This window comes from Pseudomonas sp. GW822-FHT01E03 (genome assembly GCF_058802985.1).
This window is the reverse complement of the sequence record NZ_JBXAOQ010000008.1, coordinates 294,660-309,378: the sequence shown is the minus strand read 5'-3', so window position 1 is coordinate 309,378 and position 14,719 is coordinate 294,660. Positions and strand designations below refer to the sequence as shown.

General features: G+C 59.6%; 14 protein-coding genes. 6 read left to right on the top strand and 8 right to left on the bottom strand.

Annotated elements, in window-relative coordinates; all coding sequences use genetic code 11:
* Positions 1-224 precede the first annotated feature (224 nt).
* Together AC1RP7_RS18470 and AC1RP7_RS18465 are read right to left on the bottom strand one after the other, a co-directional pair.
* Positions 225-1,361, bottom strand: a complete 1,137-nt coding sequence (locus AC1RP7_RS18470; protein WP_493181738.1) for a catalase family protein — start codon at positions 1,359-1,361, stop codon at positions 225-227.
* Positions 1,362-1,389: 28 nt separating this feature from the next.
* Positions 1,390-3,192, bottom strand: a complete 1,803-nt coding sequence (locus AC1RP7_RS18465) for a di-heme-cytochrome C peroxidase (protein ID WP_493181739.1) — start codon at positions 3,190-3,192, stop codon at positions 1,390-1,392.
* Positions 3,193-3,462: 270 nt separating this feature from the next.
* Here AC1RP7_RS18465 and bamJ point away from each other — a divergent pair, with 270 nt between their 5' ends.
* From bamJ to AC1RP7_RS18440, 5 genes are all read left to right on the top strand, one after another.
* The gene (gene bamJ / locus AC1RP7_RS18460; RefSeq protein WP_489340051.1) at positions 3,463-4,179 is read left to right on the top strand and encodes a BamJ family beta-barrel-assembly machinery protein; all 717 of its coding nucleotides are present in this window, start codon (positions 3,463-3,465) and stop codon (positions 4,177-4,179) included.
* A gap of 292 nt (positions 4,180-4,471) precedes the next feature.
* Positions 4,472-4,927, top strand: coding sequence for a YkvA family protein (locus AC1RP7_RS18455; protein ID WP_102671786.1), 456 nt, complete (start codon positions 4,472-4,474; stop codon positions 4,925-4,927).
* Between the two features lie 114 nt (positions 4,928-5,041).
* Positions 5,042-5,383 carry a helix-turn-helix domain-containing protein gene (locus AC1RP7_RS18450; RefSeq protein WP_007974980.1) on the top strand — a complete coding sequence of 114 codons (342 nt, stop codon included), beginning with the start codon at positions 5,042-5,044 and terminating at the stop codon, positions 5,381-5,383.
* Complete coding sequence (locus tag AC1RP7_RS18445) at positions 5,380-5,751, top strand: hypothetical protein (protein WP_007898892.1); 372 nt, start codon at positions 5,380-5,382, stop codon at positions 5,749-5,751. Before AC1RP7_RS18450 ends, AC1RP7_RS18445 begins: the two co-directional genes overlap by 4 nt.
* Entirely contained in the window at positions 5,752-6,159 is a 408-nt protein-coding gene (locus tag AC1RP7_RS18440; RefSeq protein WP_057715781.1) for an SEL1-like repeat protein, read from the top strand.
* 24 nt (positions 6,160-6,183) lie between these two features.
* Here the strand turns inward: AC1RP7_RS18440 and AC1RP7_RS18435 are convergent, their stop codons facing one another.
* On the bottom strand, positions 6,184-7,974 hold the full coding sequence (locus AC1RP7_RS18435) for a bifunctional diguanylate cyclase/phosphodiesterase (protein ID WP_493181741.1): 1,791 nt from the start codon (positions 7,972-7,974) through the stop codon (positions 6,184-6,186).
* A 145-nt stretch (positions 7,975-8,119) separates the two neighbouring features.
* Entirely contained in the window at positions 8,120-10,201 is a 2,082-nt protein-coding gene (locus AC1RP7_RS18430; protein ID WP_198530248.1) for a carboxy terminal-processing peptidase, read from the bottom strand.
* 138 nt (positions 10,202-10,339) lie between these two features.
* Here AC1RP7_RS18430 and AC1RP7_RS18425 point away from each other — a divergent pair, with 138 nt between their 5' ends.
* Positions 10,340-11,302: a zinc-binding dehydrogenase gene (locus AC1RP7_RS18425; RefSeq protein ID WP_218497216.1), complete on the top strand. Its 963-nt coding sequence runs from the start codon at positions 10,340-10,342 to the stop codon at positions 11,300-11,302.
* 114 nt (positions 11,303-11,416) lie between these two features.
* Here AC1RP7_RS18425 and AC1RP7_RS18420 read toward each other — a convergent pair whose 3' ends face one another.
* From AC1RP7_RS18420 to AC1RP7_RS18405, 4 genes are read right to left on the bottom strand one after another with little or no spacing between them, the layout of a single operon-like run.
* Positions 11,417-12,070 carry an HAD family hydrolase gene (locus tag AC1RP7_RS18420; protein WP_150814121.1) on the bottom strand — a complete coding sequence of 218 codons (654 nt, stop codon included), beginning with the start codon at positions 12,068-12,070 and terminating at the stop codon, positions 11,417-11,419.
* A gap of 34 nt (positions 12,071-12,104) precedes the next feature.
* Positions 12,105-13,094, bottom strand: coding sequence for an ABC transporter ATP-binding protein (locus AC1RP7_RS18415; RefSeq protein WP_218497218.1), 990 nt, complete (start codon positions 13,092-13,094; stop codon positions 12,105-12,107).
* Positions 13,091-13,891: an ABC transporter permease gene (locus tag AC1RP7_RS18410; RefSeq protein ID WP_090453956.1), complete on the bottom strand. Its 801-nt coding sequence runs from the start codon at positions 13,889-13,891 to the stop codon at positions 13,091-13,093. The genes AC1RP7_RS18415 and AC1RP7_RS18410 overlap by 4 nt, the downstream gene beginning before the upstream one ends.
* Positions 13,878-14,714, bottom strand: coding sequence for an ABC transporter permease (locus AC1RP7_RS18405; RefSeq protein ID WP_493181928.1), 837 nt, complete (start codon positions 14,712-14,714; stop codon positions 13,878-13,880). Before AC1RP7_RS18405 ends, AC1RP7_RS18410 begins: the two co-directional genes overlap by 14 nt.
* Positions 14,715-14,719 lie beyond the last annotated feature (5 nt).

The window sequence follows — 14,719 nt, the reverse complement described above, 5'->3', positions numbered from 1 at the left end:
CGCCGGGGGTCGCGGGTTCGAGTCCCGTCCGCTGCGCCATATTCGGTAACCTGGAACACTGAACGCCAGGTCACCACAGAAAGCCCGCCTTGTGCGGGCTTTTTGCTGTCCGGGATTTGGCTTTTCTCGCTCTCTGTAGGAGCGAGCTCGCTCGCGATGGTCGTTAACGATAACGCGTAGATTAGCCAGCGGCGCCCATGGGTTTTTCGCGAGCAAGCTCGCTCCTACAGTCCGGCGTTACGGCTGTGTCGGTAGTCGCTGACGGCTTCATACACGGCCTTGCGCAGGCGATTGATCCCGCCAATTGGTCGGTGCGCCTCGATGCCGAACCAGGGATTGAACGACTGGTTGTCGCATTGTAGGTTCAGCGCCGGTGTATCGAAGTCCTGCGCCGGAACCTTGATTCGCGCCACCGTCTCGAAGGGCGCATCGCTCTCGCGCCACTCAATGCTGGTGTCTTCAATCGGCATGTACTTGTTGGCGTCCTGTCGCTGGATTTGCAAGGCGAAACATGCAGGCACCCGGTCGGTCGACAGCTGTTGGTTCAGCGCATTGCGCAGAAAGTTCGGCAGCTTGCGATTCTGTTCCGGCAGGCTGTAGGCCGGGCAGCCATCGGGATCGGGCATGACCCGGAACTTCGCATTGGCTTCACCGAATTTGTAGGGTGAAACCGAAAAGTACGTCGTCTGGGTCGGGCTCGACGGGGCAGGGGCCAGTGTCGCCAGGGCAATGAACAGGTGGCGAACCTGCCAGGTGCGTGGGTCCCGGCCGGGGAAGAAGGCCATCATCTTTTTACCGTCGGCCTGGGCGGCGACGTTCTGACGGTATTCGGCGACATTACTGACAAAGAAGTTCGGGTGGTTGAACATCACAAAGTCCTGTTCGCCTCGGCCCTGCCGGTCGCTCAACAGTTGCTTGCCCGGCACATCGAACAGTTTGATAGCCATGCCCCGGGCGTCGCGGATGCTGTCGAACTGCGGGTAGGCATTACCGTTGGACAGGCGCATTGTCGCTTGCCAGGTTTTGCCCGGCTCGCTGAACACACCCTGGCGCAGTTCGCCTGGCAGTTCCGGCAGCACCTGAACCTCGGCCTTCACACAGCCATGGGCCTTGGCATGGGCGTCGCGCAGGTAGCGGGTGCTTTCACGGTGCTGATCGACGATGCGCACGGCGGTCTGGATGATGTCCTGGGTCATCGCCGCTTCGTCGTCCGCAATCAACTCCTGCGCCGAGACTGGCCCGCGATGCTGCCAGGCAAACCAGGCGCTGGCCAGGGCCCAGCCCAGCACGCCGAGGACCAGTGACCACAGCAACAGCCTGGCGAGGAAGGCGCCCAGGCGCAGCCAGAGCGTTATCAGCATGGGAACATTCTCCTGACTGAGGCAGTGGTCATGGCAATTGCGCCTCCAGCGGGCCGCCCAGCACTTTCAGATACTCCAGCAATGCCCAGCGTTCTTGCGGTTGCAACCCGCGGCCGATCACGCCATTGCCGAGTTTGCCGGCACGGAATTCATGGCCACTGTTGTGGTTGCCGGTGATACGCGTGTCGAACAGGAAGCCATTGGCAAAGGCTTCGGTGCGGTAACCCAGGTGTCCCGGGTCGTATTCGAAAGTGCCTTTATAGAACGTGGTCGCACGCTCATCCTGAGGCGACAGCAGCTGATAAATACTCGGTACCGAACCGTTGTGCAGAAACGGCGGTGTCGCCCATACACCCGCCAATGGCCTGGCCTTGTACGAACGCAATTCGCGCACTCCGATTGGCAGACCGAAACCGTCCATTTCAGGGCGCTCGGCAGGGGTGACATTGGCGTCTTGATACGCACGGTCCTGGACATAGGCGGTGACATAGGCCAGTCCCTTGGCCACGGACATCTTGCTCAGGTCCAGAGGCTCGTCGGGTTTTGGCTCGACATCGAGTTGTTCCAGTTCGGCCTGCTTCCATTGCAGCGCTGTCAGGTCGAAGCGGTGGTCGGCGATGTTGTTGGCCGCGCCGGGGTCTGTGCCGATGTAATCCACCGGGAGCATTTTCAGGTGCTGGACGTATCGTCCTTCGCCCTGGGTGGTGCGCGGTACATGGCAACCCGCGCAGTTTTCGGCGAACAAGGTGCGCCCCTGGGCTGCCAGAGGCTTGTCGACCGCGCCCAACAGGTCTTCCGGCCAGGCCGGAGGCGAGAGTCGTTGCAGGGTTTCTTCGATCAGGTGCAGATCGCGCACGCGGACACTGGACGGGTAGCGGGCATCGCCCATCAACGGCTGGCCGTTCTTGTCGAAGAAGTTCAGCGTGGCGCCGACGCCCAACGCCTCGCCGATGTTGCGGGCCATGGGTTGTTTCGCCGAACCATTCCACTGCACCCATTCGAACGTCCACATGTCCCACAGCTGTGGATAATCGACCGGGGCATTGGCCACGCGGTAGTTGTCGGGGGAAATCGCATCACCGAAGCTGGCGTTGGCGATGCGCCCGAAGGCGTCTGTGCGCCCCGGGCCTTCCTCGGTCGGATAGAGCCCGCGATGGGTGTCGTTCCAGGCCACTTTGAGGAATGTATCCAGTGAAGATTTGAAATCTTTGCGCAACTGTTGGTGGCGCGTCTCGTAGTCCTGGTCAAGCACGTTGCGTGCGAAGCGCTCGAATTTCCACGGGTTGTAGTAAGTGGAGGCGAGGCTGGCCACCAGCGCCTGTCCGAAACTGCCGCCTTTGAGCGTAGGAACACTGGACGGCAGCACATGTTGCGCCGAGCCGCCGTCGATACGCAGGGCTTGACCCTTGAAACGCAGTTCACCGGTGTGGCAAGCCGCGCAGGTGATATCCAGAAACACATCCGGGCTCCCCGCGTTCTGGTGCCGGGTAAAGCCTGCCGGGAGGTTGCCGGGGTTGTTCGGTGTTGGTGCCTGGCCGGGGTCCACCAGGAAACCGAAGCGGGCGAGGTATTCGGGAGTGGCGAAGCGTTGTTGCGAGAAGGGCAGTTCGAGGGCAGTGAACCAGTCATAGCGCAAGCCTTTGACCTGAGTGCCCTGGGGCGTGAAGTAATAAGTATCTCGATCGGCGGCGCTCCATTGCTCCAGGTAATGCACCTGTTGTGCGGGCGACCAGGCCGGCAATTTCGGGTTGGCGACGTAATAAAGAACCACGGCGATGACCAGCCCGAGCAGTAGTGCGATGAGAATCAGCAAACGAAAGAAGAGGCGCAAAATAAACTTCCTTGTCGAATTATCCTGCCGTTATGCCCGAGCACTCAGGGTGGGGCAAGAGGCCATTACGCCAGATATTGTAGGTTCAGGAATCAGCCTGCGTCGGAACAAGATGAAAGAAGCTTCATCGACACGAATTGTGAAATGCGTTTAAACACCTGAACTTATCAATTGTTTCCGGCTCTCATGCCGGTAGCCATTGGTCGTGGCGGCCTGATAAGCTCGCGGCTTTACTCGATTGCCCTTTAGGCGCATGAACAAGGAAATAGCATGAAACAGCATCGGTTGGCGGCGGCGGTAGCCCTGGTTGGCCTGGTACTCGCGGGTTGTGATTCGCAGACCAGCGTAGAGCTGAAAACTCCGGCGCAAAAAGCTTCCTACGGCATTGGCCTGAACATGGGCAAGAGCCTGGCTCAGGAAGGCATGGATGACCTGGATTCCAAGGCTGTAGCCCAGGGCATCGAAGACGCCGTCGGCAAGAAAGAGCAGAAGCTCAAAGACGAAGAACTGGTCGAGGCGTTCGCCGCACTGCAAAAGCGTGCCGAAGAGCGCATGGCCAAGATGAGCGAAGAGTCGGCGGCTGCCGGCAAGAAATTCCTCGAAGACAACGCCAAGAAAGCTGGCGTGACCACCACCGCTTCGGGCTTGCAGTACGAAGTCGTGCAGAAAGCCGATGGTGCTCAGCCAAAGCCGACTGACGTAGTGACCGTTCACTACACCGGCAAGCTGACCAATGGCACCGTATTCGACAGCTCCGTCGAGCGCGGCAGCCCGATTGATCTGCCGGTCAGCGGTGTGATCCCGGGTTGGGTCGAAGGCCTGCAACTGATGCACGTTGGCGAGAAGTACAAGCTGTACATCCCTGCTGACCTGGCTTACGGCGCTCAAAGCCCAAGCCCGGCGATTCCAGCCAACTCGGTGCTGGTATTCGACCTGGAACTGCTGGCCATCAAGGATCCGGGAAAAGAAGACGCCGCTGCCAAGTAACCAGCGCCTGCTTCGATAACAACGCCTCGCTCATGCGGGGCGTTGTTGCATCTGGCGTTCGGCACGGGTAAACAAAACGAACAGACGCTCTAGGCTGGAGTCTTAGGCATAGTAGTGTTGGCGGTAGACGCACAAGGCCGCCAAGTCAATGAAATTATGGGTTTTTTTTGATGAGTAAAAAACGCCCGATCTGAACGCGGGCCTTGTAAAACGGGGCTTACAGCGATGAAAAGCAGCTCTGTTCACAAGGTTATCCACAATTTGTGTGGATAACATTTCAACGGGAGGAATGATGAAAGCGCCCTGGAGTTTCGCTCGTTTCCTGCCACTGGCCGGACGTCTGCTGGCACGCGGTCGATTGCCAACCCTGTTGTTCGCGGTCGCCAGTAAAGGCGCAAGCCAGGGTAATCGATTGGGCAAGATCAAGGACGACTTGAAGCTGTTGCAGGCACTCTGCCTGGCCTACTGGCGTGGTGAGTATCGCGCCATCAGCCCCAAGGCGCTGGTTTCGGTTGTCGCGGGCCTGATGTATTTCCTCAGTCCGGTGGATGCGATCCTGGATTTCATTCCAGTATTTGGCATGCTCGATGACATCGCGGTACTGGCATGGCTGATGAAAGTGCTCGACGACGAGCTCAATGCCTTCCGCGCCTGGCGCAAACGGCAGGTGCCCGAGAAGCTCGCGGTGGTTGAGCGTCTGCCTGATACCCCCGAACAACTTCAACTTCAAGGCCCGAAAAAACACTGATTCGATTTTGACGAGTTCATAGATTGATGCCCCCCGCGACCTTGGCCGCTGTTAGGATTACACTTCTAGGGAAAAGTGCCGACTCGCTAAGTGTTGTTGTCCTACGGGGTAGTGATGGATATTCAGATAATTACACGCGAAGGCGAGCCCGAATATGCGGTTCTGCCATGGGCTCAGTATCAGGCGTTATTGAAAGCAGCGGGCATCAAAGAGCAAGCGTCGCCTCAAGCCACGAAGCCTCAGGCGGCGACACCAGACGCGATACTTCCGGGTCTGGATCAACTACGCAGTTTGCGCGAGGGGAAGGGCATCGCCATCGAGGCGTTGGCCCGCACGGTAGGCATCAGCCCGTCTTACCTGGCCATGATCGAAAGTGGCGAGCGTCTGCCCGACGCCGCGATTCGCCGTAGCCTGGCCTGGGAATTGACGGTGCCAGGGTGGAGGGATGAATCGTGAGCGTACGCATTAGTCGTCAACATTGGGACGGATTGCTCGGCGAACTGGATCAGGCGCGTCGCCAGCGCCATCTGTTGACGTACCGGGCATTGCTGGAGCGTTTGCAGCTGCCGACCCCGGCCATGCAGACCCTGACGGCGGCCCTTGAGCATCTGGCGGCTTTGGACGCCAGGGCGGAGCAGCCATTGCGCAGTTCACTGGTGATCAGTCAGGGCGCCAGCCGCTTGCCGCGCACCGGATTCTTTGAATGTGTCGAGCGTCTCGGGCGTTTTTCCGGGCCGTCGGACGGCGTTGCCGCCGCGTCCTGGCATGCTTCGGAAGTGGTGCGGGTGTTCGAGTACGAATACCCGGAATCGGCCGAGGCCTGAGTGTTTTTACAACTCAAGGCGCGGGCTGGTTACTGGCTCGCGCGCCGATTGTTTCACTGGTCATGGTTTGTCCGTCAGCCACGTGGCTGGCGCTGGCTCGAAGGCCAGTTCGCACGCATGGCCAACCTGGGCGATGTCGGCGCCCAGAGCTTCTATGGGCACATCCTGGCGTTTCGCGGCGTCGGCCTCGGTGCTCGTGAGGAGGGCGTGCGTTTGTTGCGCCTGGCGGCGTTGGCGGGCGATGGCAAGGCGGCGTATCAGGTGGGCGTGATCACACTGGCCGGGACGGCGAGCAAGGCTCCGGATCCGGTCGAAGCGGCGCGATTCTGGGAGATGGCGGCGAAGGCCGGGCATCCATTGGCGCCGATCAAGCTCGAAGAGCTGAAGTCTTCCTCGGCGCCTCGTTGATCGGAGTGAAGCCGGAAAGCGCCCTTATCGATGCCCGGAAACGAGCAGCTCTTCAACAGTCGAAACCACCCGGCTATCAATCACATGCACGCTATAGCCCTGCACATTCTTCGCATGGTGCTTGGCCTGTGATGCCATCTCGGCCAACTGGCTCGCATCGAGTTGTCCACAGGCCTGTGGATGCAAATGCACTACGCCGATCGACAGCGATAACAACGCAAACTCCTGGCGCTGCCCCTGGCGATTGGGTGCGATGAAGCAGCCGGCTTCCAAGTGCTCGCTGCGGTAGAAGCGCCGGCACTGGCTCTGGAAGTCGTCGAGCAACTGGTTCAAACGTTTGCGCCAGTCTTCCGGGCCTAGCACCAGCAGGAAATCATCGCCGCCGATGTGGCCGACGAAGTCGCGGGACGGGTCGACGCGATCGTTCAGACATTGCGCCAGGCACAGCAGGACTTCGTCGCCGCGACCATAGCCGTAGATGTCGTTGAAAGGTTTGAAGCTATCAATGTCCACGTAGCAGATCACCGATTCCCTTCGCTGTTGCAGCAGTCGCGTCAGGCATTGCTGAATCGGCACGTTGCCCGGAAGCAAGGTCAACGGGTTGGCGTAGCGGGCCTGCTGGATCTTCAGTTCCGTGATCAGCTTGAGCACGTCGATCACCCGGCCCAACCCCAGGTAACCGCCGTTGAGGGTAATGATGAAATCTTCTTCGATGCGCTGGCGGGCACGGCTGGTGATCAGGCGGCTGACTTGTTGCAGTGACTGGCTCAGTTCGACGGCGAGGAAGTCATCGTTCATCAGGCGGCTGATGGGCTTGCGGGCGAAAAGGTCGGTGGCAAAGGGCTTGAGCAGGGCGTCGGAGAGCGAGTGACGATGGACAATGCCGCAGGGTTGATCCTGTTCATCCAGGACTGCCAGCGAGTTCAGGTTGGCCTGGCGGCGAAAGGCTTCGAGCACCGTGGCGGTCGGCGTGTCGCGGTTTACCGCAGGCAGCTCGTTGAGCAGGGCGCTGAGGTCGCTGCCGTCTTCGCTCAGTGCAACGGCGGTGCTGTCCTGTCGGGGCATCAATGCCCGGGCATCCCGTGGCGGGTGTTCCTGGGGGCGGCAGAGCAGATAGCCCTGCACCAGGTCCACGCCCATTTCGGTCAGCACCGTGAGTTCTTCAGGGAGCTCGATACCTTCGGCGATGACTTGCGCCCGCGAGGCCTTGGCGATTTGCAGGATCGAGCCGACGAACTCGCGCTTGAGCGCATCCTGATGAATGCCATCAATGAAATGCCGGTCGATTTTCACGTAATCCGGCCGTAGCTCGGACCACAAGCGCAAACTCGAATAGCCCGCCCCCAGATCATCCAGCGCAATCGAAAACCCCATCGCCCGATAGTGATGCAGGGCGGTTTGCAGCAGCTGGAAATCATCCGTCGGCGTCTGTTCCGTGAGCTCGATGACCACCTGACTTGGCGCAATGCCGAAATCCTGCAGCAATTGCAGGGTGCGCCCCGGTTGATGGGCCGCTTCGAGCAGGGACTCCGGGGACACGTTAAGGAACAGCAGGCCAGGCAGTTGTTGCTCATTGAAGCGCCGGCAAGCGCTTTTGCGGCAGGCAATTTCCAGCTCGCTCAGGCGTCCGGCCTGGCGGGCGACGGCGAACAGGGCGACAGGGGAGTGCAGAGGGCTGTTGGAGGGGCCACGACTGAGGGCTTCGTAACCGAGGATGCGTCGTTCAGAGAGGCTGATGATCGGTTGGAACAGACTGTGTAAACCGCTTTGACTCAGGATCGAGCTCAAGGCACTCAGCTGTTCGGTTGTGGTCATGGCGATCTCTGGCAATAAAAAAAGGACCGGGCGTGCCCTTGGTAAAAAGAGCACGCCCGGTCCTTTATTTCACGACAGAATGATGACTGTTTGATGACGCTACCGGGGCGTCAGCATTAAATTGCCATCAGTTGTTTGTACAAACTCAGTGCTTGGCCACTGCCGTGTTGAGTTTCAGGTAGTCCAGCAGAATCCGCCCTGTTTCGCTGAGGTAGGCGTCGTCTTCCGGTTTGGTCTTGTCGTCCTCGGCCGCAAGGGCGTCCTCGTCTTCTTTCTTCAGCTCTTTGAGCGGTTCTTCGCCCTTGGCCTTGCGACGGATGTTTTCCATGGCCAGCTGTTTGGCTTCGATGTCGGCGTGCTGGGCGCGACGCTCGACTTCATTGAGGCTGACGGTTTTCTCGGCCATCAGTTTCTGTGCCAGGGCCAGCTTGTCGCGGATGAACACGAACTCCGCATCTTTGGCCGTACGCACGTCATGCTCGGACTGGAGCTGCGAAATGTACGGCTTGAACGGGTCGAGCGCAGGCTTGATCGCCGCCTTGATGGTATCCCACGGCATGGCTTCCGGCAGGGCGCTTTCACCGATTTCCTTGGTGTCGATGATCGACGGGTAATCGATGTCCGGCAAGACGCCCTGATGCTGGGTGCTCTGCCCGGAAACCCGGTAGAACTTGGCCAGGGTCAGTTTCAGTTCGCCATGGTTGAGCGGCTGAATGGTCTGCACGGTGCCTTTGCCGAAGGTCTGGCCGCCGATGATCAGCGCGCGGTGGTAGTCCTGCATGGCGCCGGCAAAAATCTCCGAAGCCGAGGCGGACAGGCGGTTGACGAGCAACGCCATCGGGCCTTTGTAGAACGCGCCCGGATTTTCATCCTCCAGGACATCGACCCGGCCATCGGCGTTACGCACGAGCACGGTCGGGCCTTTGTCGATGAACAGGCTGGTCAGCTCGGTGGCCTCTTGCAAGGAACCGCCGCCGTTGTTTCGCAGGTCGATGACCACGCCGTCGACTTTCTCTTTCTGCAATTCGGTCAGTAGTTTCTTGACGTCGCGGGTGGTGCTCTTGTAATCCGGATCGCCGGCACGGAAGGCCTTGAAGTCCAGATAGAACGCCGGGATCTCGATGACGCCGAGCTTGTAGTCCTTGCCGTCCTGCTTCAGATTCAGGACCGACTTCTTCACGGCCTGATCTTCGAGTTTCACCGCTTCACGGGTGATCGGCACGATCTTGGTGGTCTGGTCGTTCGGCGCATTGCTGGCCGGGATAACTTCCAGGCGCACCACGGTGCCCTTCGGACCACGGATCAGCTTGACCACTTCGTCCAGGCGCCAGCCCACGACGTCGACCATTTCCTTGTTGCCCTGGGCAACGCCGATGATCTTGTCGGCCGGTGCAACCTGCTTGGTCTTGTCCGCCGGACCTGCCGGCACCAGGCGCACGACTTTCACCTGGTCGTTATCGCTTTGCAACACGGCACCGATGCCCTCGAGGGACAGGCTCATGTTGATGTCGAAGTTCTCCGCGTTATCCGGCGACAGATAGTTGGTGTGCGGGTCGTAGGACATGGCGAAGGTGTTGATGTACGCCTGGAAGATGTCTTCCGCGCGGGTCTGGTCCAGGCGCGCCAGCTGGTTCTTGTAGCGCTTGGTCAGGGTTTCCTGGATCTGCTTGGAATCCTTGCCGGCGATCTTCTGACGCAGGACCTCGTCCTTGACGCGTTTGCGCCACAGGTCGTCGAGTTCTGCGGTGGATTTGAGCCAAGGGGCGTCCTTGCGGTCGATCAGCAAGGTTTCCTTGGTGGTGAAGTCGATCTTGTCGACGCCTTTGTTCAGCTCGGCAATAGCGAAGTCCAGACGCGCCTTGACGCGGTCCAGGTAGCGCTTGTAGATGGTGAACCCGGCGTTCAGGTCGCCGCTCTTGAGGAAATCGTCGAACTGCGTCTTCCACTTGTCGAATTCGGCAATGTCGCTGGCCATGAAGTAGCTGCGCGACGGATCCAGCAGCTTGAGGTAGCTGTCGTAGATGATTACCGAGCGTGCGTCATCGAGCGGCGGCTTGCTGTAGTGGTGGCGCTTGAGCAACTCCACGACGTTCAGACTGGCGATCACTTCGTCACGATCGGGTTGAAGCTTGTCCCAGCTATTGGCTGCGAATGTATTGCTCGACATCGGCAGCAAGCCGATACCGATGAATAAAGCGAGGGCAGTGCTGGGGAACAGATGCTTCATGCTGATTCGACGCGGGGACAATTGATAACGCATATTAGGCCGTCTTTGAAGTCGCCGGTTCTTTGGGAGCCGGTCGCATAATGCAAAAAACCCGACGCTATAGCTTCGGGCTCAGTCCAGACTCACTATGGAGGCACTGTGAAAGCATTGCAAGGCGTTGACGGTCAAGTGGTATGGGTAGATGAGCCGAGTCCTGCATGCGATGTAGGACAAGTTCGTATACGAGTGGCGGCAGCGGGCCTCAATCGTGCCGATTTGTTGCAGAAGGCCGGCCTTTACCCGCCCCCGCCAGGGGCCAGTCAAGTGCTCGGTTTAGAGTGCTCGGGGGTCATCAGCGAGGTGGGCGCCGGGTCCTCCTGGCAGGTTGGCGATCGGGTTTGCGCCTTACTGGCCGGGGGCGGGATGGCCGAAGAGGTGGTTGTCGACGGGCGGCATGTGCTGCCGGTTCCCGATGGAATGTCACTGTTCGAAGCGGCTGCATTGCCCGAAGTTTATGCAACAGTCTGGTTGAATTTGTTTCAACTGGCCGCGCTCAAGCCGGGTCAGAAAGTTCTTCTGCATGCCGGGGCAAGTGGAATCGGTTCAGCTGCCATTCAGCTGTGCAAAGCCTTCGGTAACCCGTGCTGGGTCAGCGTCGGCTCCGCAGAGCGATTGGCGTACTGCGAAGCGCTGGGCGCCCAGGGCGGCGTGGTGCGTAATGGCGATCTGGAAAGCCTGCGGGATCTGGGGCCGTTCGATGTGATTCTCGATCCGGTGGGCGGCAATTACGCGGCCCTGAACCTCAAGCTGCTGGCGCAGGATGGCCGCTGGGTGTTGATCGGTCTGATGGGCGGCCGCGAGGCCAAGCTGGATCTGGCTCAGGTGCTGGCCAAGCGTGTGCAGTTGCTGGGTTCGACTTTGCGCAGTCGCGACGATCAGTTCAAGGCCGATCTGTTCAGTGATTTGGGCCAGCATGTGTGGCCGTTGTTTGCCGAGGGGCGCTTGAGCCCGCAACTGGCCAGGACATTCCCGATCAAGGATGCCGAGGCGGCGTTTGCCGAGTTGGCGAGTAATACCGTGGCGGGGAAAGTGGTGCTGGTGATTGACGAAAGCCTCACCTGACAACACAAAAAACTGTGGGAGCGAGCTTGCTCGCGATGGCGGTCTGTCTGTCGGCATTAACGTTGACTGACACACTGCTATCGCGAGCAAGCTCGCTCCCACAGGGGATCCGGGTTACTTCCAGATATGGATCGGCCAGCCAGCCTTTTCAGCCTGCTCGCGCAACACCGGATCCGGGTTGACCACGTGGGGGAAATCCACCTTCAGCAACAGCGGCAGGTCATTGCGTGAGTCGGAATAGAAACTCGCGCCTTCGAGGTTTTCCTCCTCTGCATCCAGCCACTCCAGCAAGCGGGTGATCTTGCCTTCGCGGTAGGTCAGGGTGCCAACGGTGTGGCCGGTGTAGACGCCATGGGCCACTTCCAGTTCGATGCCCAGAATCTCGTCGATGCCCAGGCGCTCGGCGATGGGACCGACCAGGTGCGTGCCCGAGGCCGAGATCACTAGGATCCGGTCGCCGGCCTTGCGATGCGCCGCGATGGCTTTGGTGGCATCGCTGAAAATGATCGGCTCGATGAAGTCCTCTACCCACGGACCAACCAGGTGCGCGACTTCTTCAGGTGTACGACCAATCAATGGTTCCAGGCTGAAGGCCATGTAGTCCTCCATGGCCAGATGGCCCCTGCCGTAGGCATCCATCAATTCCTTGTCGCGACGCAGGAACGACTCGCCATCGACCCAGCCGAGGCGGACCATTTGCTCGCTCCACAGTGAGGCGCAATCGCCGTGGATCAGGGTTTCGTCCAGATCAAAAATTGCCAGGGCCATCAGTGCAGTTCTCTCTTCAGCGTCAGCAAAGGCATCAGGCTACCTCACACAGGGCCGTCGGATCGATGGAAAGCGCCAGGCGCTGACCATCGGGATGCAGGTCGGCCGCCGAGCGGTTCAGCACATCCACCACCAATTCCACGCCCCGGGCTTCGACCCGGTAGCGAATCACGTTGCCCAGCAGGCTGTGGCTGCGTACTTGCGCGTCCAGTTCACCGTTGAGGCTCAGTTCGATGGCTTCCGGGCGAATGGCAATGCGCTTGTTGATCGGTCGCTGCAACAGCTTCGAGGCGCTGTCGGCGTCCAGCAGGTTGTAGTTGCCGATGAACCCGGCGGCGAACACATCGACTGGCGCAGTGTAGAGGGTTTCGGCGTCGCCACTTTGTACGATCTTTCCCTGATTCATCAGGAAAATCCGGTCAGACATGGTCAGGGCTTCTTCCTGATCGTGTGTGACGAAAATCGTGGTCAAGCCCAGTTCGCGCTGGATCTGACGGATCTGTTCGCGCAGGTGCTTGCGAATCCGCGCGTCCAGGGCCGATAACGGTTCGTCCAGCAACAACAGGCGTGGCCGGGTCACCAGGGAGCGGGCGAGGGCCACGCGCTGGCACTGACCGCCCGACAGTTGATGCGGGTAACGCGCGGCAAAGTCATTGAGTTCCACCAGTTTGAGCACTTCTGCGACGCGTTTGCGGCTGTCATCGGCATTGACCTTTTGCATGCGCAGGCCGAAGGCGACGTTTTGCTCCACGGTCATGTTGGGGAACAGCGCATAGCTTTGGAACACCATGCCGATCCCGCGTTTCTGCGGGCTCACCGGCACGATATCGGCACCATCGAGCAGGATTTTGCCGCCATCCACCGAAGTCAGGCCGGCGATGCAGCGCAGCAGGGTGGATTTGCCGCAACCGGACGGACCGAGCAGGGTGACGAATTCACCTTTCTGGATTTCGCAATTGATGTCGCTGAACACCGTGGTGCCGGCGAAGCTTTTCTGAAGATGTTGGACGCTGACATAGCTCATTCGCTTTTGTCCCTGTTCAAGATATTGGCAATCCAGGTCAGAACCAGCACAAAGAAGAAGTAGGAAATCACCAGCGCACTGGTGAAATGACCGCTGCTGTTGCGCATGTTGTTGAGGTAGACCTGCAGGGTTTCGTAGCGGGTACCGACAAGGATGTTGGCGAACACGAACTCACCGAACAGGAACGAGAACGACAGCAGCAACGCCACCATCAGGCCCTTGCGCAAGTTCGGCAGCACCACCAGGAAGGCGGCTTGAAAGGTGCTGGCGCCGAGCAACTGGGCGGCATCCATCAGGTCGCGCAGGTTGATCGCTTGCAGGTTGTTGGTGATCGCCCGGTACATGAACGGCAGCGCCACGGTGAAGTAGCAACCGATCAGGATCCACGGCGTGCCGACCATGGCGAATGGTCCGGAACCATAAAGCTGCAACAGCCCCACCGACGACACCACCGGCGGCACGGCGAAGGGCAGCAGGATCAGGATGTTCATCAGTGCGTCGAGTTTCGGGAAGTGGTAATGCACCACGAACAGCAGCGGCAGAATCAGCACTACCGAAAGAATCAGCGAACCGACGCAGACCAGCAGCGACTGCCCGAACGCATTCAGGAAGCGCGGATCGCTCCACAGCTGGATGTACCACTTGAGGGTGAAGCCACTGGGCAGAATGGTCGCCGACCAACTGCTGGAGATCGAATAGATCAGCGTACCGAGCAGCGGCAACAGCAGGATGGCAAACAGCAGATACACCACGACGCGGTGGTAGACACCGGCGGGCCCCAGTTCAGCGCGAGACATGGTAGCTCCTCTTCAACAGCAACTGATGCACGATGGTCACCAGGGTCATCAAGGCCACAAGCACCACGGCCAGGGCGCTGGCCAGGTTCGGGTCCAGGGAAATGTCACCGGACACCATCGCCGCGATGCGGATCGGCAGTACGTTGAAGTTGCCGGTGGTCAGGGCGTACACCGTGGCGTAGGCACCGAGGGCGTTTGCCAGCAGGATCACGAAAGTGCCCAGCAGTGCCGGCGTCAAAACAGGCAAGCCGATGTGCCGCCAGTACTGCCAACCGTCGGCGCCGAGCAGCGCAGCGGACTCACGCCAGTCTTCGCGCAGTGCATCGAAGGCCGGATACAGCAGCAGCACGCCGAGGGGAATCTGGAAGTAGGTGTAGAGAATGATCAGCCCGGTTTTCGAGTACAGGTTGAAGTCCTGAATTATTCCGGCCTGCTTGAGCAGGATGGTGAAGCTGCCGTTGAAGCCGAGCAGAATGATGAACGCGAAGGCCAGGGGCACGCCGGCGAAGTTACTGGTCATGTTGGCGAAGGCGTTGACGAAATTGCGCAGTTTCGAGTCCACCCGGCGCAGGGAATAGGCGCCGAGTACCGCGATGACGATCCCGAACACGCTGGACCAGAAGCTGATCTCGAGACTGTACTGGATGGCCTGCAGGTAAAACTTCGAGCTGAAGATCTTGCTGAAGTTGGCCAGGCCCCAGCCGAACTCTTCCGATTGCAGGCTGTTGATCATCACCCAGGTCAGCGGTGCGATTTCGAACACGATGAAGAACAGCGCAAATGGCACCAGGCACAAGGCTGCGAGCCATTTGCCGCTAGTCATGGAAT

Excerpts from the sequence above, each read along its gene's own strand:
- AC1RP7_RS18470 (WP_493181738.1), bottom strand. The coding sequence starts at position 1,361 with ATGCTGATAACGCTCTGGCTGCGCCTGGGCGCCTTCCTCGCCAGGCTG.
- bamJ (WP_489340051.1), top strand. The coding sequence starts at position 3,463 with ATGAAACAGCATCGGTTGGCGGCGGCGGTAGCCCTGGTTGGCCTGGTA.
- AC1RP7_RS18455 (WP_102671786.1), top strand. The coding sequence starts at position 4,472 with ATGAAAGCGCCCTGGAGTTTCGCTCGTTTCCTGCCACTGGCCGGACGT.
- AC1RP7_RS18450 (WP_007974980.1), top strand. The coding sequence starts at position 5,042 with ATGGATATTCAGATAATTACACGCGAAGGCGAGCCCGAATATGCGGTT.
- AC1RP7_RS18435 (WP_493181741.1), bottom strand. The coding sequence starts at position 7,974 with ATGACCACAACCGAACAGCTGAGTGCCTTGAGCTCGATCCTGAGTCAA.
- AC1RP7_RS18430 (WP_198530248.1), bottom strand. The coding sequence starts at position 10,201 with ATGAAGCATCTGTTCCCCAGCACTGCCCTCGCTTTATTCATCGGTATC.
- AC1RP7_RS18420 (WP_150814121.1), bottom strand. The coding sequence starts at position 12,070 with ATGGCCCTGGCAATTTTTGATCTGGACGAAACCCTGATCCACGGCGAT.
- AC1RP7_RS18415 (WP_218497218.1), bottom strand. The coding sequence starts at position 13,094 with ATGAGCTATGTCAGCGTCCAACATCTTCAGAAAAGCTTCGCCGGCACC.
- AC1RP7_RS18410 (WP_090453956.1), bottom strand. The coding sequence starts at position 13,891 with ATGTCTCGCGCTGAACTGGGGCCCGCCGGTGTCTACCACCGCGTCGTG.
- AC1RP7_RS18405 (WP_493181928.1), bottom strand. The coding sequence starts at position 14,714 with ATGACTAGCGGCAAATGGCTCGCAGCCTTGTGCCTGGTGCCATTTGCG.